Raw genomic sequence first — 21,744 nt, forward strand, 5'->3', positions numbered from 1 at the left:
GAGTCCTCGAAAGCAGAAAGCCGGCAACCGCCGGCTTTCTGGTTCTTGGTTAGAGCCTCTGCGGCTCAGGCATCCCGATCCGGATCCGGATACACCAGCGGCCCCAGCACCCCGCGGTTGAACGGCTTCCACTCGCCCTCCGGCTGCGCCAGCCGGTCCGCCACCGCATAGAGCACCGCCGGGTGCGCGCCCAGCCCCAGGTGGCTGGCGATGACTTCGATGTTCTCCGACTGCGGGCCGGTCTTCTCGATGCTGCAGCGCCATGCGACGACGCCGTCGGTGCGGCTGAAGATCGAGGTGGTCGGCACGGGCGGCGTGGGCTGCACGAACTTCATGCGGCGCGGGTCGTGCGAGCTCTGGCCGCTCACGCCCTCGTAGACGCGCCATGCGTTGGTGGCGCGCGGGCTGCCCGAGAAGGGGCTGCCCAGCGTGATGACGTTCCGGATCATGTGCGAGTAGGAAGAAGCCAGCATCCGCGCGTACACGCCGCCCAGGCTCCAGCCGATGACGCTGACCTTCTGGCCGCTGTTGTCGTGCAGCGTCTTCAGCAGCTCGACCATGCCCTGCTCCACGCCCTCGCGCGGGCCGAAGTTGCGGCCCTGGCCCCAGCCGTGGGCGTCGTAGCCGCGGCTGCAGAGGTATCGGCGCAGCAGCAGCGTGGAGCCGTCGCCCGCCACCAGGCCCGGCAGCACCAGCACCGGGTGCCCGTCGCCGCGCGGCGTGAGCTGCAGCAGCGGCCACATGGCGAGGCCGGCGCCGGTTTCCCAGAGCGCGCGGGCTTCGGCCAGCAGCAGCAGGCGCGAGGGCGGCGTGACGTGTTCCTTGGCGTAGGTGGCTGTGGTCATGATGGATGGCTCCTTTGTGGTTTTTATCTGCTTCAGGACGAACATGGGGCCCGCGGACTCAATGCCCCGTGGGACGACAGCGGCATTTATCCGAGGTATTTGGCCCTCAGGTAATCAAGGTAAGCCCTCGATTCGCCGGAAACATACGGCGAGACGAGCGTGAGCGTGTAGAAGGCCGCAAGGCCCGGGTCGGCCTGGGCCAGGGCATCGCGCCCCGGCACCAGCCGCTCGAACGAGAGCCAGCAGGTGGTGGTGAAGACCATCTGCAGCGCCAGGATGCGGGCCTGCTCCGCGCTGGTCTCGATGACGCCCGAGGCCACGAGGCCCTCGCACAGCGTCTGCGCGGCCAGCAGGTTCTGCGCCGTGAGGGCCTGGGCGCGCTGGCCCAGCGAGGGGTACTCGCTGGCCAGGAAGGCCATGTCGCGATAGATGAAGCGGTACTCGTCGATGGCCTCGAAGCGCAGGTGCAACGCGAGCCAGAGGTCGTCGATGGCCGCGATGGATGCCGACGAGCCGTTCAGGGCCTCCAGCCGCTGCTCGAAGCGCCTGAACAGCCACTCGACGATGAGCTGCTTGGCCTTGAAGTGATAGTGCAGGTTGCCCGGGCTGATGCCCAGTTCGGCGGCGATCTTGTGGGTCGACACGGCCGCGAGGCCTTGCGCGTTGAACAGCGCGAGGCTGGCCTGCAGGATGCGATCGCGCGTGGTGTTGGAACTGGCCACAACCGGCTTGGCTTGTCGCTGCGTTGTCGCTCAGCGCTGGGCGCGACGGCCGCGGGAGGCGGCGGTGCCGGTGGTGCCTTCGAGTTGCGCCACGCGCTCGCGCAGCCGGGCGATCTCGTCGCGCAGGGCCTGCACTTCGTCGGCGCCGGGGATGCCCAGGCGCTGCAGTGCGGTGGCGACGCGCTGGTCGAACACGTCCTCGAACTTGCGGATGCCGAAGCTGTCGAGGCCGAGGCTGGGAACCTTGCCGTGCCCGATGCCGAGCAGGCCTTCGATCACGTTGGCCTGGCGCTTGGCGACGTCGTTGCGCACGTTGTCCAGCGCCTTGAGGCCGGCGCGCAGCAGGACTTCGGCCTTGCCGGGCTCGGCGGACTTCTTGCTCGCCGCTGGCGCCGCCTTGCGGGGCGACGTCTTCCTGGCGGCTGCCGGAGCCTTCTTCGCAGGCGCTGCCCTCTTCTTCAACTTTGCAGTTTCGTCAGGACGGGTCGCCATGCAGTGCTCCAGATGCCGGAAAAAAGGAAGAGGGCGCCGCGAGGCGCCCCAGGGGTCAGGCCGCCTTGCGGGCAGCAGCGCGGCGAACCGGCTTCTTGGCGGCGGCCTTGGCCTTCACCGTGCGAACCGGCTTGGCAGCTTCTTCAGCGCCGACCACGCGGGCTTCGATCTGCTTGGTGCCGGCGACGACGCGGTCGGCGATCTGCACCGAGACGGTGGCCAGCGGCTGGTTCAGCGCGCCGAGGGCGTTGATCACCGAGGTGGCGACCGGCGATTCGACGCGGGCCACGCGGCCGGCGACGGCTTCGATGCCGCTGGTGGTGCCGGCGGCGACGCGGTCCATGACCGAGACGATGCGGCCGGTGTCGATATCCACGCGGTTGGCCAGGAAGCCGTTGATCTTCTCCTGCGCGCCGATCAGGTTGGCCTTGACCTGCTCGCTCACCAGCGGAATCTGGCGGCTGCCGAGGAAGTCGCTGTAACGCGAAGCGGCGCCGCCCAGCAGGCGGTGCACGCCGGCGCGGTAGGCGCCGACCAGGGTCTTGCCCGCGTCGTTGTACTGGCCGACGACGTGAACGGCTGCGGAAGCGATGGAGGTTTGCGTGGACATGATGAAGATTTCCTTGAAGTTGATGGGCTTCGCGAAGGAAACGAGAGATGAATCAGTCGCGATGGGCCTATCTTCTTCCGCGGGGCCTAGGCCTGGAAAACTAGAACGGTCGGAAAACTAGTCCAACTGCCCCAATTTTCTTCGGCCGGCCCGGCCTGCCGATCATGCCGCGGCGGCCCTGGGAGCGCTGGAACGCTTCGCCGGGGCGGCCTTGCGGGCCGGCGGCTTGGGCGGCGCGGCCTTCCTGGCGGGGGTCTTGGCAGCAGCCTTGACGGGCGCCTTGACTGGAGCCTTCTTCGCCGCGACCTTCACCGCCGCCTTCTTGCGCGCGGCCGGCTTCTTCCTGGCGGCGGCAGCGGCGGGCGCGCTCTCGGCTTCGTCGGAGGGCTCCTGCACGGCCGACTTCGGCGGCATGGGCGCGGGCGCCGCGCCGGCGGCGGCCGGGTGCTTCTGCGTGAGCTCCATCAGCAGCTTGTGCTCGGCCAGCATGTAGTCGCCGATCTCGGTGATGTCGGGCACGGCGCGGCGGCAGGCGATCAGGCCGTAGTCCATGCGGCCGTTGTAGCTCTGCACGGTGACGTTGAGCGCCGTGCCGTGGCTGGCGATGGACACCGGGTAGTAGCAGGTGACCAGCGCGCCCGCGAAGTACATCGGGAAGGGGGCGCCCGCCACGTTGGAGACCGCCACGTTGGCCGCGGGCGGCAGCAGGTTGACGATGCCCGAGCGCCCCACCATCGAGACGATGCCCGACACCAGCCAGGGCGCGGCGAAGGTCGGGAAGTCGTCCAGGACCACCGCCTTGAAGCGGTTCATGGTCGACTTCGAGCTGTTCGAGGAGGCATTGATCGCCTTCAGCCGCTGCACCGGGTCGGTGATGTCGCTGGCCAGGCTCACGAGGATCATGCTGGCCTGGTTGTTCGCCGTGTCGTCGCCCGCCTCGCGCAGGCTCACCGGCACGCCCGCCACCAGCGGCTTGGCCGGCAGCTCGTTGTTGTCGGCGAGGTAGTGGCGCAATGCGCCGGAGACGGTGGCCAGCACCACGTCGTTGAGCGACACGCCGAAGTGCTTGGCGATGTACTTGGTCTCGGCCAGCGAGATGGTGCGGCCCGCGAAGGTGCGCTGGTTGGTGATCGACACGTTCAGCGAGGTGCGCGGAGCGAAGAGGTTGAACTTCTTCGGCGCGGCGGCGGTGTCCTTCTCGGCCGCCTTCTCGTCGGGCTTGGCGAGGCCGCTGATGGCGCGCGCGATGGCGGGCGCCATCTTGAAGAGCTTCACGTACTGCTGCGCGGTGTTGCGCAGCGCCGCTGTGGCGAGCTCGGCCATGCCCAGCTGGTAGTTGTTGCCGCGCGGTCGGCCGCGCGGCGGCTTCACCACGCGGCCGGTGGGCTCGAGGTCGAAGATGGCCTTGCCCACTTCCACGCCGGCCTGCCCGTCGATGCCCGCATGGTGCACCTTGGTGTAGAGCGCCACCTGCCCGCTCTTGAGGCCGTCGATGATGTAGAACTCCCACATCGGGCGGCTGCGGTCGATCAGCGACGAATGCAGCCGCGCCACGTACTGTTGCAACTGCCGGTTGGTTCCGGGCTTGGGCAGCGTGATGTGGCGCACGTGGTAGTCGAGGTCGATGTCGTTGTCCTCGACCCACACCGGGTTGGTCATGTCGAAGGGCATCAGCGCGAGCTTGCGCGTGAACACGTCGGCCAGGTGGATGCGGCTGGCCATGAAGTTCTTGGCGTCCTCGTAGAACTCGCCCTTGTAGCCCTTGGGCAGGTCCAGAACGTTCAGCGAGCCCACGTGCATGGGCATTTCCGGCGTTTCCAGGTGCAGGAAGGTGGCATCAAGACCGCTCAGGTGTTTCATGTGTTGTCTCTCCTTGGTGGGGCATGCGCCGTTCGGCAGGATACCGTGCGCATCGCGTTCCCGGGCCTCTGGTTCTTCAGTGTTTCCACCGGGGGAAGGCACTCGCGCGACAGGGGTTTGCCCGCAGTAGCAGGAAAGTGCCAGTCGCCCGGCCGGGGCGACAACCGTGCCGTTCGCGGTCTTTCACGCGGGCTCCGTACACTGCGGCCATGACATCCAGCCTCCCCCCGCAGCCCTCCCAGGACGACAACCTCTGGCTCGAAGACATCGACGGCGAAAGGCAGCTCGACTGGGCACGCGCCCAGAATGCCATCACCGTGCAGGCCTACGCGCAGTCGCCTGCGTTCGAGGCGCTCCAGCAGGGCATCCTCGAGGTGCTCGACTCCGACGATCGCATCCCGATGGTGCGCAAGATCGGCCCGCGCTTCTTCTACAACTTCTGGCGCGACAAGGACCATCCGAAGGGCCTGTGGCGCCGTACCACGCTCGACGAGTACCGCAAGCCGCGCCCCGAATGGGAGAGCGTTCTCGACCTCGACGCGCTGGCCGCGGCCGACGGCGAGAACTGGGTCTGGCACGGCGCCGACTGCCTGGAGCCCGAGTACCGGCGCTGCCTGATCTCGCTGTCGCGCGGCGGCGCCGACGCCGACGTGGTGCGCGAGTTCGACCTCGAGACGAAGCAGTTCGTGCCGGGCGGCTTCTCGCTGCCCGAGGCCAAGAATCACGTGGGCTGGAAGGACATCGACAACCTCTACGTGGCCACCGACTTCGGCCCCGGCTCCATGACCAGCTCCAGCTACCCGCGCATCGTGAAGCAGTGGCGGCGCGGTACGCCGCTCGAGAGCGCGGTGACCGTGTACGAAGGCCTGCACGAGGACATGTCCGTCAGCGCCTACCGGGACAACACGCCCGGCTTCGAGCGCGACTTCGTCTCGCGGCAGATCGACTTCTACGAGAGCGAGACCTGGCTGCGCAAGGCCGACGGCACGTTCGCCAAGATCGACGTGCCCGACGACTCGCTGGCCGAGATCACGCGCGAGTGGATGCTGATCGAGCCGCGCACCGACTGGACCGTGGCCGGTGCCACCTACAGGTCGGGCTCGCTGCTGGCCGTGAAGTTCGACGACTACATGGCCGGCCGGCGCGAACTCACGGTGCTGTTCGAGCCCGACGACACCACCGCGCTCGACAGCCATTCGTGGACGCGCAACCACCTGATCGTCAACGTGATGCACGACGTGGTGAACCGCCTCGAGGTGCTCACGCCTCCCGCCGGTGGAACGGGGCCGTGGAAGCGCGAGAGCCTGGGCGGTGCGCCCGAGCTCTCGACCATCGCGGCGGGCGGCATCGACGAGGACGAGAACGACGACTACTTCCTCACCGTGAGCGGCTTCCTGCAGCCGACCACGCTCTACATCGGCACCATCGGCACGGCTGAAAAGAGCGAGCCCCAGGTGCTGAAGGACAGCCCCGCCTTCTTCGACGCCTCGCGCCATCGCGTGAGCCAGCATTTCGCGACCTCGAAGGACGGCACGCGCGTGCCCTACTTCGAGATCGCCCCGAAGGACCTGAAGGCCGACGCAAGCAACCCCACGCTGCAGTACGCCTACGGCGGCTTCGAGATCCCCCTGCAGCCCAGCTACAGCGGCAGCATCGGCCGCGCATGGCTGGACCAGGGCGGCGTGTACGTCGTCGCCAACATCCGCGGCGGCGGCGAATACGGCCCGCGCTGGCACCAGGCCGCGCTGCAGGAGAACCGGCTGCGCACCTGCGAGGACTTCGCGGCCGTCTCCGAAGACCTGATCGCGCGCGGAGTCACCTCGCCCGCGCACCTGGGCGCCATGGGCGGCAGCAACGGCGGCCTGCTGATGGGCAACATGCTCACGCTCTATCCGCAGCTCTACGGCGCCATCGTGAGCGAGGTGGCGCTGCTCGACATGCGGCGCTACACGCACCTGTCGGCCGGTGCCTCGTGGATCGCGGAATACGGCGACCCCGACCAGCCCGAGGAGTGGGAGTTCATCCGCGCCTTTTCGCCCTACGAGAACGCGAAGCCGGGCCGGGCCTATCCGCCAGCGCTCTTCACCACCTCCACGCGCGACGACCGCGTGGGCCCGGTGCATGCGCGCAAGATGCACGCGAAGATGACGGCGCTGGGCCACGACAGCAGCTTCTACGAGAACCTGGAAGGCGGCCACAGCGCGGCCACGGACAACAAGGAATCCGCCTTCATGGACGCGCTGGGCTATGCCTACCTGTGGCAACACCTGAGGAGTTGAGATGAGCAACGCGAACGTCACCCTCGAACTGATCGGCGCGCCCACCGACGTCGGCGCCAGCGTTCGCGGCGCCGGCATGGGGCCCGACGCGCTGCGCGTGGCGGGCCTGCCCGAGGCGCTCGCGCGGCAGGGCTACACGGTCATCGACCGCGGCAACCTCGCGGGCCCGGCCACGCCCTGGGCGCCGCCGGCCAACGGGCTGCGCCACCTCGACGAGGTGATCGCCTGGAACCGCTCGGTGTACGCGGCCGTCGACACCGCGCTGGGCACTAGCCACGTGCCCCTGATGATGGGCGGCGACCACTGCCTGGCCATCGGCTCGATCAGCGCGGTGGCATGGCATGCACGCAAGCGCGGCAAGAAGCTGCGCGTGCTGTGGCTCGACGCGCACTCCGACGTCAACACCGAGACCACCAGCCCCAGCGGCAACCTGCACGGCATGCCGGTGTCGTGCCTGCTGGGCCACGGGCCGGCGGTGCTCACGGGCTGGAGCGGCGAGCGCGCGGCGCTGCAGCACGACGCCATCCGCTTCATCGGCATCCGCAGCGTGGACGGCGACGAGAAGGAAGCCATCCGCACGCTGGGCCTGAACGTGTTCGACATGCGCCACATCGACGAGCACGGCATGCGCACCACCATGACCGAGGCGCTGCAGGACGTGGACGAGGACACGCACCTGCACGTGAGCTTCGACCTCGACTGCCTCGACCCGGCCGACGCACCCGGCGTGGGCACCGGCGTGCGCGGCGGGCCGACCTACCGCGAGATGCAGCTGTGCATGGAGATGGTTGCCGACACCGGGCGGCTCGGCTCGCTGGACGTGGTGGAACTCAACCCGGCGCTCGACGTGCGCAACCAGACGGCCGAAGTGGCCGTCGAACTCATCGAGAGCCTGTTCGGCAAGTCGACTCTGGTGCGATAGCAGGAACTCCCCCAGGCTTCGCGCACTTCGTGTCGCTTCTCCCCCCTCGCTGGGAGCGACACCTGCGGCCCGGCAAAGCCGGTTCCGCGGTGTCTCGCGAACGGGCCATGCCGAGCATCGAAATGAATCAGGGGCGCTCGACCTGCGCCGCCTTGGCGCGTGTGGTGTAGCCCTGGTAGGCCGGGAGCGCGACGGCCGCGAGGATGCCGAGCACCGTGATCACGGGCAGCAGCCATGCGCCGATCAGCACGCCGATGCCGTTGGGCGGCGGCGGCGCGCCGAAGCGGTTGCGGCCCTTGGTGCCCGACTTGAAGACCCAGATCAGCGCGACGAAGGGGATCAGCGCCAGGAACAGCATCCAGCCCGACCAGTCCATGTCGTGCGAACGCTGGATGCCGGTCAGCACGTAGAAGACCAGATAGGGGATCGCGAGCAGGAAGGTCAGCCCTCCGATCACGCCCTCGGAGCGCGCGAGGCCGCTGAAGCCCAGGATCCCGCCCATCACGCCGGCCGCGACGATGAAGATGAGGTAAGAAAAAAGCGTGTAAGCCAGGAAGCGGGCCCGCCCGATGCGGCCCTTGGCGGACCACAGCTTCACCGGCTGCACGGCATCGGTGCCGCCGTCGTAGACATCGGCCACCGCGGAGCGGGGCGCCGCGTACGGATTGGGATTGGTGAAATCGGTCGTCATTTGCTTCTCTCTCCTCTGCTTTGTAAAGAGCCCATTGTGGGCAAAGACCTTTACAAAAGGCCAGCCCTTTTGACAGCGTGGTAGCGATTCACCAGCGCCACGGCCAGGTCGGCAGGCTCCACGTCGACCGACAGCGGGTCGTTGCCGACCACGCGCGCGAAGGCGTCGCGGCGCGACTGCTCGAAGAGGTGCGCCGCGGCCACGTCGACCGCGTCCCGCGCATGCACCAGCGGCTGGGCGGCGATGTGCCCCAGCACGCGTTCGCGCAGGCTCGCCACCAGCACGAGGTGCTTGCGGCGCAGCAGCTTGATGGCGGGGCGCAGCTCGGCGGCGTCCTCGTCGCGGAAGTTGGTCAGCACGATGACGAGCGCGCGCCTTTTCTGCACGCGCAGCAGTTCCTGCGCGGCCAGCAAGTAGTCGGAATGGGTGGCGCCGGGCTGGATGTCGTGCAGCCGGTTCATCAGCGCATTGAGCGTGGCCGTTCCCTTGCGCGGGGCGAAGTCGCGCCGCTCCTCGGCGGGGCAGCCGAAGGTCATGGCGCCGACCTCGTCGCCCTCCTTCAGCGCAACGTAGCTCAGCAGCATCAGCGCGTTGAGCGCTTCGTCGAAATGGCTGCTGGCCTTCTGCGCCAGCGCGCCTTCGTCGGCGCGCATGCGGCGGCCGCAGTCGAGCAGGAACAGCACGCACTGGTCGCGGTCGTCCTGGAACTCGCGCACGATGGGCCGGCGCTGGCGCTGCGTGGCCTTCCAGTCGATGTGGCGCAGCGAGTCGCCGGTCTTGTAGTCGGCGAGCTGCCGGAAGTCGGTGCCCAGCCCGCGCTGCGCATAGGTCTTGATGCCGATCTGCGCGAGCCGCCGGTCGCCCGAGAGCCACGCGTAGCGCGCCAGCGCGGCGAAGTTGGGATACACGCGCAGCCGGCGCGGCTCGCCCAGCGTCTGGCGCAGCTCGAAGCAGCCGAGGCGGGTGCGCCAGCGCAGCTGCGTGGCGCCGAACTGCGCGACGCCGCGCTGCGTGGCGGTGGCCGTGTAGCGCAGCGCGACGCGCGAGAGCGCCGGCACGGCGTGCGCCTGTGGCAGCCCCTCGAAGGCGAAGTGGGTGTCGAGCTCGTCGAACACCGACACCTGCCAGGCCTGGGTGCCTTCATTGACCAGCGTGAGCGTGAGCACGGTGGGCACGCCGAGCGAGAACGCACCCGGCAGGTTGCGCTCGATGCGCAGCGGCGCCGCGCGCCACGCACGCAGGCTGCTCCACAGGTCGAAGCCGGCGAGCACGAAACCCAGCGCGAGCAGCACGCCCGCCACGGCGGCGACGTACGCCAGCGGCGCGCCCAGCAGCAGCGCCACGGAGGCGGCCGCGCTCAGGCCGGCCAGCGCCAGCACGGCCGCACGCGCGGGGATCGGAACAGCAGCGCGCATCCGCGGGCCTAGAGCCGTGGCGCCTCGACGCTGTCGCGGGCGGCGCGCAGCAGGGTGTCCACGCCCATGCCTTCGAGCTGCGCGTCGGGCGAGATCATCACGCGGTGCCGCAGCGCGGGCAGCGCCTGGCGCGCAACGTCGTCGGGCGTGATGAAGTCGCGCCCGGACATCAGCGCGGCGGCGCGGGCGGCGCGCACCAGGGCCATGGTGCCGCGCGGCCCGGCGCCCGACGACAGGCCCGGCCAGTCGCGCGTGGCGCGCGCGATGCGCACCGCATAGTCGATCACGCGCTCGTCGGCCTGCACCAGGCAGGCCAGCCGCTGCAGCTCGAGCACCTGCGCCTCGTCGAGGCAGGGACGCACGGCCTCCAGCGGAAACTGGTTGCCGGCGCGCTGCCGCGTGGTCAGCTGCACGATGGCGTTCTCTTCGGTGTGGCTCGGAAAGCCGATGTCGATCTTCAGCAGGAAGCGGTCGAGCTGCGCCTCGGGCAGCGGATAGGTGCCCTCGGTGTCGATCGGGTTCTGCGTGGCCATCACCATGAAGGGGCGCGGCAGCGGCATGGCCGTGCCTTCGAGCGTGACCTGGTACTCCTGCATGACTTCGAGCAGCGCGCTCTGCGTCTTGGCCGGCGCGCGGTTGATCTCGTCGGCCAGCAGCAGGTTGGTGAACACCGGCCCCTGGTGCACGCGCAGGGTGCCGAGGCTGCCGTCGCCGCGCGAGGCGATGTCGAGCACCGCGTGGCCGGTGATGTCCGAGGGCATCAGGTCGGGCGTGAACTGCACGCGGGCGTAGCGCAGCGTCATGGCCTGCGCCAGCGCCCGCGCGAGCAGTGTCTTGCCGAGCCCCGGCACGCCTTCGATCAGCACGTGGCCCGAGGCGACCAGCGCCACCAGCGTCTGGTCGACCGCCTCGAGCTGGCCGACCACGGCCTGGCCGACCTCGGCGCGCAGCGTCTGCAGCCACTGGGCCGCGCGCGTCAGTTCTTCGGGTTGGATGGCTTGCATGTGCGTCTCTCGGTTCAGGATGTGGATCGGGCGGAAGAAGAAGAAGAAGAAGAAGAAGATGAGTCGGAGGACCTGGGCACGAACGGCCCGTTGGCATCGAGCCGCCTGCGCGCGGTTTCGAGCACTTCCAGGTCAACCGCCATGCCGCCGGCATGCCGGGGGCGCGCGCCGTCCATCGCGCGCGCGAGCATGGCCGCGTCCAGGCCGGTGGCCTGGGCGATGGCGGCGGTGCGCGCCGCGGCATCGCGGTGAGCATGGCCGCGCAGCTGGCGGCGGGCGGACTCGTCCAGCGCGCGCAGTTGCGCCGCGTGCAGCGCCTGCGCGCCGTGCATGTGCAGGAAGCCGGCGGTGCCGCGCACCTGCTCGGCCATGGAGCGCCGGTGCGTGCCGGCGGAAGGCGCCAGCGTCCCGAAGCGCACGGCCGCGCGCCAGAGCGCGAATGCCAGCGCCAGCATGCCGACGACCAGCGCCACCCAGCCCCTGTGCCAGAGCCAGAGCATGAAGGGCTCGCGCGCTTCCTCGACGACGAACCAGACCTCCGCCCCGCTGCGCGCCTGCACGGCCGCGGCAGCGAACAGCGCGTTGTCGGCGCGCACCATGTTCTCGTTGTGCCACAGACCCCAGGGCATCACGGTGACGGTGCCCCGGCCGACCCGCACGCGGATCGCCTCCGTGGCACCGCGCGTGCCGAGCACCGCCCACAGCGGCGGCGGCTGCTTGTCGGCGGCACGGTAGCGCGACGACGACCACCATGTGCAGATGCGGAAGCTGCGTCCGCCGGCGTAGCTCGCGGGCACGGTGTCGGGCTCGGTGACGGCGTGGCAGTCCGCGTCCTTGGGAGGCGGATCGAAACGGCGCGAGGCGGGTGCTTTCTCTTTCTTCTTCGGCTCGGGAGCGACTTTCTTCTCGTCCGACCCGGGCTGCTTCTCGCGGACCAGCGGAAGCCAGTCTTCCAGCTGCTCGCCGCTGACCAGGTAGGCGGGTATCACCAGGTGCCCGCCCTGCTCCACCCATTCGCGCAGGCGCTTTCCGCGCTCGGGGAACATGTCCCAGTAGCTGGAGGCGAGCACCAGACGCGCCTGCGCGGGCGGCATGGCGTCGAGGCTCTCGCGCCTGACCACCTTCATGCCGAGTTCGCGCAGCATGGCCTGCGCGCCGTAGAACCGGTTCGTCCTGGCCTCGCCGCTGGCGGGCGTGGACACCTCGGTGTCCGCCCATTCGGTGGCGGAGACCAGCCAGAAGCCGACCAGCGCCACCACCAGCACCGCGAGGATGCGGACCGCCCAGGCGCTGTTGTTGTTGCCGCTGCTGTTGGTGCTGCTCATGCGGTCGCGCCCTTCAGGTCACTGGCCGGCGCGGCAGCGGCGGCCGCGTCGGGCAGGTGCAGGTCGAACTCGCCGCAGATCGCCAGCACCTGCGCCGTGCCGGGCAGCCGCCCGCCGTACGCAGCCAGCTGCCAGGCATCCACCAGCCGCACGAAGAAGGCCTGCGCCTCGGGCGCGAGCCGCGTCGAGGCGAGCGCCACGCACTCGCCCTCCGTGCTCGCGGCGCGCACCGGCACCCCGTGCGCATGCACCAGGCGCGACAGCGCACCGCGATACAGCAGCGACAGCGCCGCCCGCTGCTGCCCGCGCTGCCAGAGCCCGGCCGCGGCATTGCCGATGTCGTCCGGCAGGCTCTCGGGCCGGATGTCGAGGCTGCCCACATGGCTGGGCAGCGGCGCCTTGCCCGGTCGCGCCCCACCGGCGCGCACCCGCACCCAGCGGTGCAGCCGGATCGCCAGCCAAGCCAGCGCCAGCGCGGCCAGCCCCCAGATCAGCCAGCGAGCCCCCTCGGCCACCGCCCGCACGAAGTCGCGCAGCCAGTCGAGGCTGTCGGTCTTCTTCTCGGGCTCCTCTTCTTCGTCGCGGTCCTTGAAGCGCAGCTGCTTCTCGGTCCTGGTGCCCGGCATGTTCGGATCGGCACGCACCTTGTCGATCGCGGCGTTCACCTGCTCGCGCGTCGACGCGGCTCCGTCCGCAGCCAAGGCCGCCGAAGGCGCCATCACCCCCACGCACAAGAGCACGAGCAGAGCGACCACAAGCCCCCTTCCAGGGATGCCGCGGAACCGGCTCTGCCGGGCCACCGGTATCGCCCCCAGCGAGGGGGTTGGCGAAGCGACACGAAGTGCGCGAAGCCTGGGGGTGAGCTCCAGGCCGCCGTGGAACCGGCTCTGCCGGGCCACCGGCATCGCCCCCAGCGAGGGGGCTGGCGAAGCGACACGAAGTGCGCGAAGCCTGGGGGTGTTACCTGAACCCACGACGGAACTCCTGCTCGATGTCCCAGGCCTCGAGCTCCACCCGGCGGTTGAGGTACATCGCGAAACCCGCCGCCACGTAGAACGGCTCCAGCACGCCCACGACGAGCGCGTATGCGCCGGCAGTCAGCAGGCTCTGCAGCAGCGAGTCCGACTGCGTGAGCCAGCTGAACAGGTCGCGGGTGCTGCCTTCGGGCGCGAACCAGAACAGCAGCGACAGCAGGCAGATGTCGAGCGCCATCTCGACGTTCGCGAACACCAGCTGCATCCCCGTGGCCGCGCCGCGTCGTCCGCGCAGCAGCTGCGTGCGGCGCCTGCGCCTCGCGCTCCCGCGCTGGCCTTCGAGCTGCTCGATGGCCTGGGTGAACGAACGCCAGGGCGAGAAGCGCCGCCACAGCAGCGTGCGCAGCAGTTGCCCGCCCCACACGGTACGGCGGTTGGCCCACAGGTCGGACCAGCGCGTCTCCTGCCCGAACACGGCGCGCGAATGGACGAAGAGCAGGCTGCGGTCGAGCCAGGGCTTGAGCCAGAAGATCAGCAGACTGGGCAGCCAGCCGGCGATCTCGACCGTGCTGAGCGCCAGCAGCACCATGACGATGTGCACCGGCAGGAAGGTGCGCCACACAGAGCGCGCATGGCTGCGCACCAGCTGCGCGCCGAGGTCGGCCGCCTCGGCCATGGGCCGCGGCCGCAGCGCGATGGCGAGGCCGTCAACCTGCATCGTCTTCCCCCGCCTTCGCCGTGGCGCGCGGCCGGCCCTGCCAGCCCAGGTACGCCAGCACCAGCACCCAGCAGGCGCCGCCCACGCCGTATTTCACCGCCGGCGCGATCCAGCGCGCCGAGGACCAGAAGGCTTCGACCGCCGCGGCGATCAGCAGCAGCCCGATGACGCCGTAGACGATCACCACCGCATGGCGCGCAGCCAGCCGCAGCGCCTCGAGCCGCGTGTGCCGCCCCGGCGCCACCCACGAATAGCCGAGCCGCAGGCCCGCCGCGCCGGCCAGCACGATGGCGGTGAGCTCGAAGGCCGAGTGCGTGACCACGAAGGAGAGGAAGTTCCGGGCGTGGCCCGCCCCGATCAGGTAGCCGCCAACGGCCCCGATCTGCACGCCGTTGAACACCACCACCGCCGCGCTGCCCACGCCGGCGAAGATGCCCGCCGCGAAGCAGCGAAAACCGATGCCGATGTTGTGCATGATGTAGAAGCCGAACATCTGCCAGTCGTCGCCCGCGCTGCGCGTGCGGCCCAATGACTCGGCACTGTCGCTGTACATCGAGTCGAACTCCTGCACCGAGTTGGCATCGAGCAGGTGCAGGATGAAGCCCGGGTCGCGCCAGGCCGCCCAGCCGGCCAGGAGAAGCGGCAGCACGAACATCAGCGCGGAGACCAGCAGGTAGACGCGATGCGCCCGCACCGCTTCGGGAAAGTCGACCAGCGCCAGCCGCGCGAAACGCGCGAGGCCGTAGTCGTGCCGGCGATAGATCAGCCGGTGCGCGCTCTGCGTGAGGCTTTCGAGCCGCTGCGTGAGATGGATCGGATAGGCGCGCGCCTGCGCCAGCGCGAGGTGCTCGCACACGCGGCGGTACAGCGTGGCGAGCCGCGCGCCGTCGAACTTGCGCTTGGTCTCCGCGACGCGGATGACTGCCTCGAGTTCGGCCCACAGGGGCGCATAGGCGGCTTCGAAATCGAGCGGCGTCATGGCGCTGTCCCTCCCCGTGCGTCGACGGCGGCGGCACCGTTGCGGCGGCCCAGCACCCATTGAGCCACGCCGAGCAGGCGCTGCGATGCCGAGGCTCCCGTGGTGTCCGGGCCCAGCACCGGCTCGGCGACGCGGGCGAGCTCGTCGAAGCGCTCGGGCGTGAGGCGCGTGGCGCGCCCGGCCCACGACACGATGGCCATCTGCTCGCGCGCCGACAGCGGCCGCGCGGGCGCCTGCGGCTCGGCCACGGGCAGGCTGCCGTGCAGGTTCACCTGGTCGCTGAACACCACCAGCGTGCCGGCGGCGAGGTCGCCCAGCCGCTTGCTGTCGTGCCGCCACAGCATCGACACGATGCCGGCGCCGTAGAAGGAAGGCATGAAGTCGGCCGCGCGCAGCAGGTTGCGCGTGAGCGCGGCGGCGGGCGTGACGGGCAGGCCCGAGTCCATCACCACGCGCAGGCCCATCACGCGCTTGCCGGGCGTGGCCGCCGCGCGCGTGAGCTCGAACACCACGGGATAGAACCACTCGAGGCAGAAGTAGGCGATGAGCAGGATGCCGAAGCCCATCTTGCCCAGCATGCCGACCGTGATGGAGATCGCGACGAAGATGCCGAGCCGGATCGCGAGGTCGATGAGGTACGCCAGCCCGCGCGCGACCAGTCCGGCCGGGCGCAGCGAGAGCGCGATGCCTTCCGGGGTCTCGGCGGTGTAGAGCGTGTCGAGGCGCACTGGCGTCGGGCCCGCCTCAGGCCTGCAGCACGACCGTGTCGGCGATCTGGTCGTGCAGGCAGCGGCGCGACGCGCGGAAGATGAACAGGCTGTCCACCACCAGGTAGAGCGGCCCGAGCAGCGGCCAGATGGTCATGATGAACATCGGGCCGTCGCGCAGCGCCAGGATGCGCCCGATCTGCGCCTGCGAGCCGTCGGGCCGTGCGATGCGGATCTTGAACAGTGCCTTGCCGATGGTCTGGCCGCGGGTGGCCAGCAGGTAGCCGTGCAGCACGAGATAGAGAACGATGCCGGAGGCCGCGCTGGAGATGCGGGGCTCCCAGAAACCGAGGCCGTCGTCTTCCCAGAGGTTGATGGGCGTGAACATCGCGAGGAACCAGATCGCCGCGATGGAAATGCCCGCGTCGAGCATCGCGGCGAGGAAGCGCGTGCCACGCGATGCGAGCTCGCCCGGCTGCGCGCCGCCGGGCTGCACCACGTCTTCCACATGGGATTGCGGAGGCGCGTAGCGCGCGTCCTGCGACTTGTCTTCCATGCCCGTCCCTCTCCGAAACGAATGAGTTTTCGGAAGATTCTAGGGTGTCGACGTTCACGCCCCCAGCCGGACGAGCGGCCGCACTACCTCGGCGGATGCGGATCGAGGCTGGCCGCCAGGCGGCGCAGGTCGTCGAGGAGCAGGCCCAGTGGCGCGGCGAGCAGCGCGTCCGGCGCGCTCTCCCGCGAGGCCTGCGCGCGGCGGTCGAGCTCGGCGAGATCCGGCGGCGCGCCCTTGCCCTCGATCGCATCGGCCATGCCGGCGACGGCCGCGCCCGCGGCCTGCGCTGCTTCGTGCCATGAAGCATCGGCCAGCGCGCTTCCGGCCTGCCGGAACACGCGCTCCAGCATCGCCGCGTCCTGGAAGACGCGTGCCGCCAGCCGGGCCTTGTCGCGATACGAGGTTCCGTGCGCCGGGCCGCGGCGCCACCAGCGCGCCTCGAGGTCGGCGCCTCCGGCCAGCGCGGTCAGGCGGACCAGTGCCGCTCGCGTGCCTGCGTGGATGCGCTCCGTCTCCGCCGCGTTCGGGGGCCGTCGCGAGGCGCCCATTCGCCTCGCGATGCCGCGCAGCAGGGCGGCGCAGCCTTCGTCGAAGCGCGCACCCGCGTGGTATTCGGACATCACCGTCGAAACGACGAGCGCCACGCCCACGCCGATGCCGATCTGCGCCATGCGAAGCAGCGCCACCTGCAGCGCCGAATGGCCCGGAATGCCGCCGGCAGACAGGATGATCAGCGCGGCTACTGGCGCGCTGCGCAGGCCCGGCGCGGATGCGCTGGCGAACGACAGCAGCATGACCACGCCCAGCGTGGTCGCGAGCACCGGCGCGCCATGGTGATGCAGATAGACGCCGGCAAGCCCGAAGAGCGCGCCCGCCGCCGTGCCGCGCACGCGATCCCATCCCGCGTCGAGCGTGGAACCGGCGCTGGGGCGCATGACGATCAGCACGCTCATCACGGCCCAGAAGCTCTCGGGCAGCCGCAGGGCCGTCGCCGCGCCCCATGCGATGGCCACGGCCGCCGCGAGCTGCGCGCCGGAGCGCCAGCGGCCATGCCGCCAGGGAGCGGCGAGGCGCTGCAGTGCACTCGTGCCGTTCATGGCCCTGGCGTCTTCGCCTTGCCGCCGAGCGTGGCCGCGATGCCGTCGATCAGCGCGCAGGCCTGCAGCAGCAGGGCGCGCTGGTCGGCGTCGAGCGTGGCATCGATCGCCTCGGCAAGCGCCGCTTCACGCGTTCGCATGATGGCCTTGAGCCGGCGCGTGCCCTCGGCGGTGAGGGACAGCAGCCACTGGCGCCCGTCGGCCGGGTGCGGCGCGCGGCCGATCCAGCCTTCGGCCTCCAGTTCGGCCAGCAGCCTGGTCAGCGACTGGAGCTTGACGCGTTCGAGCCCCGCGAGTGTCGTGGGCGTGCACGGCCCGTGCTGGTGAATCTGGCCCAGCACGCTGAGCTTGGCCACGCTCGGCCCCTCGGGCGTGACGCTGCCGCTGCGCAGCTGTCGCGTCAGCAGCGATACGGAAGTGCGAAGGCGCGAGGCGCACTGCGCCGGATCCGGGATGGTGGAAGCCATGCCCGGATTGTAAGACGTGTCTTGGTATTTTGGGCCGGCGCCGCTCAGCCGCGGTTCGGCGACGAAGTCACCGGATAGGTGACTGCCGGCGCGGCGGCAGGCTCGGGCATTGCAGCGGGTGGTGGCGAGGCGACCGGCGTTTCGGCGGGCGCCCCGGCCTCCTCTTCTCCTTCCGGGCCCTCGAGGTAGCGGTCGAGCAGCGAGAAGAAGCGGTCGTAGAAGCGCTCGTCGGTCAGCGTCTCGCTCGCCACCTTCACCATCGCGTCGTCGCTGCCCGCGAACGGCAGCGAGAGCGAGCCGATCGCGCCCACGCCGAGGCTTGCCGAGTTGTTCACCTTCTTGAGGCCGTAGCGGTCCTGCAGCGCGGTGGCGAAGGCCACGGTACTTTTGCTCGCCTTGCCGCTGCGGGTGCTTTCCCGCGCGCAGACCACGCGGAACTCGACCTCCACATGCACCTCGGCAGCCGGCTGGAAGCTCTTGCGCCCGGTGACGAGGTCGGAGTTGGCGGCCGTGATCATGTAGCCCTGGCTCAGCAGCGCCCGGCGCGCGGCCTCGCAGGTCTGGGCCTCGGTGGCCTCGTAGTCGCGGGTGTGGGTGGTGGTGGAGCCGAAGGCCTCGGGTTCGTAGTTGACCCGGCGGGAGGTACTGCCGCAACCGGCGAGCACGAGGGCTGAAAGCAGGCCGATGACGACGACCCGGGCGTGGACAAAAGGAAGAAAGAAGGAGTGCATGGACGGCATGAAGCGGCGAATGCTAACCGGCGGCCTTGCCGGCAAGCCTTCGAGCGCGCCCGTGCAGGCGCGTTCCCGCCATGCGGTCGAAATTTTCAGGACCAGGGCAGCACGTGATGCGCGCGAACCCGCGTCGCCGCGATCAGCCGCGCGTTCGGCGCGTCGGTGCTCGCTACCCAGGCTCGCGCTTCCTCGGCGCTGCGGCCGAACTGCTGGTGGCGGCGCACCAGGCGCTCTTCCCGCAGGGCATCGTCGATGTCCACGTACCAGACCTCGTCGAGCATCGCCGCAGCTCCCGCCCACGGACCGACGTCGTGCAGCAGGTAGTTGCCCTCAGTGATGACGAGCTGCGTCGAAGGCAGCACCGCGATCGCGCCGGCGACCGGCTCCTCGATCTCGCGGCGGAACTCGGGGGCATAGACGATGTCGCCGTCGGGCCGCTGCTCGCGCAGGCGCTGCAGCAGGGCGACATAACCGGCGCTGTCGAAGGTGTCGGGAGCGCCCTTGCGGCCGGCGCGGCCGAGCCGTTGCAGCTCGACATTGGCAAGGTGGAAGCCGTCCATGGGCACGACCTGCGCACGGTCGGCACCCACCGCCTGCAGCAGCGCCGCCGCGAGCGTCGACTTGCCCGCGCCGGGCGCGCCGACGAGCCCCAGCAGCCTGCGCTGCCCGCCAGCCATGAGGGCCTGCAGGCGGGTGGCGCTTTCGGGGGGAAGAGGAGGAAGAAGCGGGAGGTTCTGCGCGGGGGTGGTGGTCATCCCCCGAGCGTAGCCTCCCCTGGCGTCAAAAAAAGATCAGGGATACAGGCCGCGTTCCTGGCGAGCCATCAGGATGCGCTCGCAGGCCACCGCGTACGTCGCCGTGCGCAGGGTGATCTTGTGCTTGTCCGCCGTGTCCCAGATGTGGTTGAGCGCGTTCATCATGATGCGGTCGAGGCGCACGTTGATCTCGTCCTCGTCCCAGAAGAAGGACGAGAAGTCCTGCACCCATTCGAAGTAGCTCACGGTCACGCCGCCGGCGTTGCAGATCACGTCGGGCACCACCAGCACGCCGCGCTCGGAGAGGATGTCGTCGGCCTGCGGCACGGTGGGGCCGTTGGCGCCTTCGAGCACCAGCTTGGCGGTGGTCTTCTGCGCGCGCTCGGCGGTGAGCTGGCCTTCGAGGGCCGCCGGGATCAGGATGTCGCAGGGCGTGTTCCAGAAGTCCTCGTTCGGCACGATGTCGCCGCCGGCCTTGAAGCCGATCACGCCGTCGGTGCGCGAGATGGGCACCAGCTTGGCCAGGTCGAGGCCGTTGCTGTTGACGATGGTGCCGGTGTGGTCCTGCACCGCGACGATCTTGGCGCCGGCTTCGGCGAAGAGTTCTGCCGCGACGGAGCCCACGTTGCCGAAGCCCTGCACCGCGATGCGCGCGCCGCGCAGGTCGATGCCCAGGCGGCGTGCGGCTTCGCGGCCGGTGACGAACACGCCGCGGCCGGTTGCCTTCACGCGGCCCAGCGAACCGCCCAGGTGCAGCGGCTTGCCGGTGACGACGCCGGTGGCGGTGCCGCCGACGTTCATCGAGTAGGTGTCCATCATCCACGCCATGATCTGCGCGTTGGTGTTGACGTCGGGCGCGGGGATGTCGGTGTGCGGGCCGATGATGATGCCGATCTCGCTGGTATAGCGACGGGTGACTTTCTCGAGCTCCTGCAGCGAGAGCTTCTTCGGGTCGACGCGGATGCCGCCCTTGGCGCCGCCGTACGGCAGGTTGACCGCCGCCGTCTTGATGGTCATCCAGGCCGACAGGGCCATCACTTCTTCCAGCGTGACGTCGGGGTGGAAGCGAACGCCGCCCTTGCCCGGGCCGCGGCTCATGTTGTGCTGCACCCGGTAGCCCTCGAAGTGGGCGATGGTGCCGTCGTCCATTTCGATGGGCACGTCGACGATGAGCGCGCGCTTGGGGCGCTTGAGGGTTTCGACCCAGCGGGCCAGCGGGCCGAGGTACGGCACGACGCGATCGACCTGCGAAAGATATGTGCCCCACGGGCTGTTGGCTGTAGGACTGACGAAGGAGAGTTGTTCGCTCATATGAGTTCCCTTGCTCGGTTTGTTAGGGTGGCCGCAACGATAGACCTCCGCCGCGCGTTGCGCCATGGCTTATGCGCGCCGCGGAGGCGGTTATGCAAGAGAGGTTGGTAGCGCCGCGGCGCACACATTGCGCCGATGTAATCGCGGCGTGCGGAGGCTGACGGCATCGCTTCCTAGATTGGCACGGTCGGCGCCATTTCCGGCGACGGCGAACAACCAGGAGACACCGACCATGCCGCATCGCACGCTTCTTCTTTCTTCCTCCCTTCTCGCCGCCGCTGCGCTGGCACCGCTGGCTGCATCCGCCGCCGGCGAGTACCACTTCGCGCCGACCGAAGCCGGCGTGACGCGCTACCCCGACCACGCGAAGCAGGACCCTTCGCGCGACAGGGTCGTCGCCGAGCTGGCGACGGCGCAGAAGCAGCCCGCGTGGAACAACGTGAGCCGCGGCGCGCCCTGGCCGGCCGCGCGCACCGGCCAGCCCGCCACGCGCGAGGCGGTGGAGGCAGAGGCCATCAAGGCCATGCGGGCGGGAACGATTCCGTCGGGCGAGCGATAGGCCGCCACGACCGTTGTCGGCGCAGATGACAGAAACGTCATCGACGGGTTATCGACCTCGCGGATCCGCTTCGTAGAGTTGCCTCACCAACCCAGGCAAACCCAGCAACCAACGTCACACATCAAGGAGTAACGAATGAGCAAGCAAGCTTCCGCCACCCGTCTGTTCGGCACCGCCGCCCTCGCCGCCCTGCTGGGCACGATCGCCGCGCCGAGCTTCGCCGGCAACTACGCGGAGGGCGATCCGCGCCCCGCGCCGCTGGCCTCGTCGACCACGCGCGCCGCGGTGACCGCCGACGCGGTGCAGTGGCTGAAGACCGCGCCCACGCAGGGCTACACCAGCGGCTACCAGCAGGAGCCGGTCGCGGTCTCGGCCAACAGCCGCGCCGCCGTGGCGGCCGACACGCGTCTCTGGATCCAGTCAGGCCTGGCGGCCCAGCAGGCCAGCGAAGCCGGTGCCGACACCATGAAGCCGGGCTACCGCGAAGCCGCCGCCGAATACTCCCGGCTGCGCGCAAGCCCGGCCTACGGCGCCCTGGTCGACCAGCTCAAGAACCAGCAGGCGGCCGCGCAGTCGCAAATGCAAACGCAAGTTCGCTGACGGCGAACGGAACGCACGGCGGCTCCCTGGGTAGTCCAGGGTAGGCTGCCGGCAGTTCCTTGGTTCTATCTCCTATAGCCGGCGGCCATAGGCCGCATCTTCCGCCACGATTCGCTGTCCGG

General features: G+C 69.9%; 23 protein-coding genes. 4 read left to right on the plus strand and 19 right to left on the minus strand.

What is annotated here, in order from left to right:
- Positions 1-65 precede the first annotated feature (65 nt).
- From ABL840_RS35290 to ABL840_RS35310, 5 genes are all read right to left on the minus strand, one after another.
- Entirely contained in the window at positions 66-845 is a 780-nt protein-coding gene (locus ABL840_RS35290; RefSeq protein ID WP_093206449.1) for an esterase/lipase family protein, read from the minus strand.
- Positions 846-931: 86 nt separating this feature from the next.
- Complete coding sequence (locus tag ABL840_RS35295; protein ID WP_093206448.1) at positions 932-1,567, minus strand: TetR/AcrR family transcriptional regulator; 636 nt, start codon at positions 1,565-1,567, stop codon at positions 932-934.
- A 30-nt stretch (positions 1,568-1,597) separates the two neighbouring features.
- Positions 1,598-2,029 (minus strand): phasin family protein, encoded by a 432-nt coding sequence (locus ABL840_RS35300; RefSeq protein WP_418116110.1) that lies wholly within the window; start codon positions 2,027-2,029, stop codon positions 1,598-1,600.
- Between the two features lie 85 nt (positions 2,030-2,114).
- Complete coding sequence (locus tag ABL840_RS35305; RefSeq protein WP_176947617.1) at positions 2,115-2,669, minus strand: hypothetical protein; 555 nt, start codon at positions 2,667-2,669, stop codon at positions 2,115-2,117.
- A 162-nt stretch (positions 2,670-2,831) separates the two neighbouring features.
- Positions 2,832-4,529: a WS/DGAT/MGAT family O-acyltransferase gene (locus tag ABL840_RS35310; RefSeq protein ID WP_093306965.1), complete on the minus strand. Its 1,698-nt coding sequence runs from the start codon at positions 4,527-4,529 to the stop codon at positions 2,832-2,834.
- A 209-nt stretch (positions 4,530-4,738) separates the two neighbouring features.
- On the opposite strand from ABL840_RS35310, the gene ABL840_RS35315 reads away from it, so the two are divergent.
- Together ABL840_RS35315 and rocF are read left to right on the plus strand one after the other, a co-directional pair.
- On the plus strand, positions 4,739-6,808 hold the full coding sequence (locus ABL840_RS35315) for a prolyl oligopeptidase family serine peptidase (RefSeq protein ID WP_093206444.1): 2,070 nt from the start codon (positions 4,739-4,741) through the stop codon (positions 6,806-6,808).
- 1 nt (position 6,809) lies between these two features.
- Complete coding sequence (rocF, locus tag ABL840_RS35320; RefSeq protein ID WP_093306964.1) at positions 6,810-7,730, plus strand: arginase; 921 nt, start codon at positions 6,810-6,812, stop codon at positions 7,728-7,730.
- Positions 7,731-7,857: 127 nt separating this feature from the next.
- Here rocF and ABL840_RS35325 read toward each other — a convergent pair whose 3' ends face one another.
- From ABL840_RS35325 to ABL840_RS35390, 14 genes are all read right to left on the minus strand, one after another.
- Positions 7,858-8,421 (minus strand): DUF805 domain-containing protein, encoded by a 564-nt coding sequence (locus tag ABL840_RS35325; protein ID WP_093206442.1) that lies wholly within the window; start codon positions 8,419-8,421, stop codon positions 7,858-7,860.
- Positions 8,422-8,471: 50 nt separating this feature from the next.
- Positions 8,472-9,836 (minus strand): DUF58 domain-containing protein, encoded by a 1,365-nt coding sequence (locus ABL840_RS35330; RefSeq protein WP_093306963.1) that lies wholly within the window; start codon positions 9,834-9,836, stop codon positions 8,472-8,474.
- 8 nt (positions 9,837-9,844) lie between these two features.
- Positions 9,845-10,840 (minus strand): AAA family ATPase, encoded by a 996-nt coding sequence (locus tag ABL840_RS35335; protein ID WP_093306962.1) that lies wholly within the window; start codon positions 10,838-10,840, stop codon positions 9,845-9,847.
- A gap of 14 nt (positions 10,841-10,854) precedes the next feature.
- Complete coding sequence (locus ABL840_RS35340) at positions 10,855-12,165, minus strand: DUF4350 domain-containing protein (protein ID WP_093306961.1); 1,311 nt, start codon at positions 12,163-12,165, stop codon at positions 10,855-10,857.
- Complete coding sequence (locus ABL840_RS35345; protein WP_418116111.1) at positions 12,162-12,920, minus strand: DUF4129 domain-containing protein; 759 nt, start codon at positions 12,918-12,920, stop codon at positions 12,162-12,164. The genes ABL840_RS35340 and ABL840_RS35345 overlap by 4 nt, the downstream gene beginning before the upstream one ends.
- Before the next feature lie 205 nt (positions 12,921-13,125).
- The gene (locus tag ABL840_RS35350) at positions 13,126-13,857 is read right to left on the minus strand and encodes a hypothetical protein (protein WP_093206438.1); all 732 of its coding nucleotides are present in this window, start codon (positions 13,855-13,857) and stop codon (positions 13,126-13,128) included.
- On the minus strand, positions 13,847-14,836 hold the full coding sequence (locus tag ABL840_RS35355; protein WP_093306960.1) for a stage II sporulation protein M: 990 nt from the start codon (positions 14,834-14,836) through the stop codon (positions 13,847-13,849). Before ABL840_RS35355 ends, ABL840_RS35350 begins: the two co-directional genes overlap by 11 nt.
- Positions 14,833-15,564 (minus strand): RDD family protein, encoded by a 732-nt coding sequence (locus ABL840_RS35360; protein WP_093206436.1) that lies wholly within the window; start codon positions 15,562-15,564, stop codon positions 14,833-14,835. The genes ABL840_RS35355 and ABL840_RS35360 overlap by 4 nt, the downstream gene beginning before the upstream one ends.
- A gap of 16 nt (positions 15,565-15,580) precedes the next feature.
- Entirely contained in the window at positions 15,581-16,099 is a 519-nt protein-coding gene (locus ABL840_RS35365; RefSeq protein WP_093306959.1) for an RDD family protein, read from the minus strand.
- A gap of 83 nt (positions 16,100-16,182) precedes the next feature.
- Complete coding sequence (locus ABL840_RS35370; RefSeq protein ID WP_093306958.1) at positions 16,183-17,196, minus strand: FUSC family protein; 1,014 nt, start codon at positions 17,194-17,196, stop codon at positions 16,183-16,185.
- Positions 17,193-17,663 carry a MarR family winged helix-turn-helix transcriptional regulator gene (locus ABL840_RS35375; protein ID WP_093306957.1) on the minus strand — a complete coding sequence of 157 codons (471 nt, stop codon included), beginning with the start codon at positions 17,661-17,663 and terminating at the stop codon, positions 17,193-17,195. Before ABL840_RS35375 ends, ABL840_RS35370 begins: the two co-directional genes overlap by 4 nt.
- A gap of 44 nt (positions 17,664-17,707) precedes the next feature.
- A complete protein-coding gene (locus tag ABL840_RS35380; protein ID WP_093206432.1) occupies positions 17,708-18,403 on the minus strand; it encodes a DUF2242 domain-containing protein in 696 nt (231 codons plus the stop codon).
- A gap of 86 nt (positions 18,404-18,489) precedes the next feature.
- Positions 18,490-19,152 (minus strand): nucleoside/nucleotide kinase family protein, encoded by a 663-nt coding sequence (locus ABL840_RS35385; protein WP_093306956.1) that lies wholly within the window; start codon positions 19,150-19,152, stop codon positions 18,490-18,492.
- Between the two features lie 36 nt (positions 19,153-19,188).
- Entirely contained in the window at positions 19,189-20,463 is a 1,275-nt protein-coding gene (locus ABL840_RS35390) for a Glu/Leu/Phe/Val family dehydrogenase (protein WP_093206430.1), read from the minus strand.
- A gap of 232 nt (positions 20,464-20,695) precedes the next feature.
- Here ABL840_RS35390 and ABL840_RS35395 point away from each other — a divergent pair, with 232 nt between their 5' ends.
- Complete coding sequence (locus tag ABL840_RS35395; protein WP_093206429.1) at positions 20,696-21,022, plus strand: DUF4148 domain-containing protein; 327 nt, start codon at positions 20,696-20,698, stop codon at positions 21,020-21,022.
- Positions 21,023-21,157: 135 nt separating this feature from the next.
- A complete protein-coding gene (locus ABL840_RS35400) occupies positions 21,158-21,622 on the plus strand; it encodes a hypothetical protein (RefSeq protein ID WP_093306955.1) in 465 nt (154 codons plus the stop codon).
- Positions 21,623-21,744: the final 122 nt, after the last annotated feature.

It is taken from the genome of Variovorax sp. NFACC27 (assembly GCF_048301545.1).
Classification (GTDB): Bacteria; Pseudomonadota; Gammaproteobacteria; order Burkholderiales; family Burkholderiaceae_C; genus Variovorax; species Variovorax gossypii.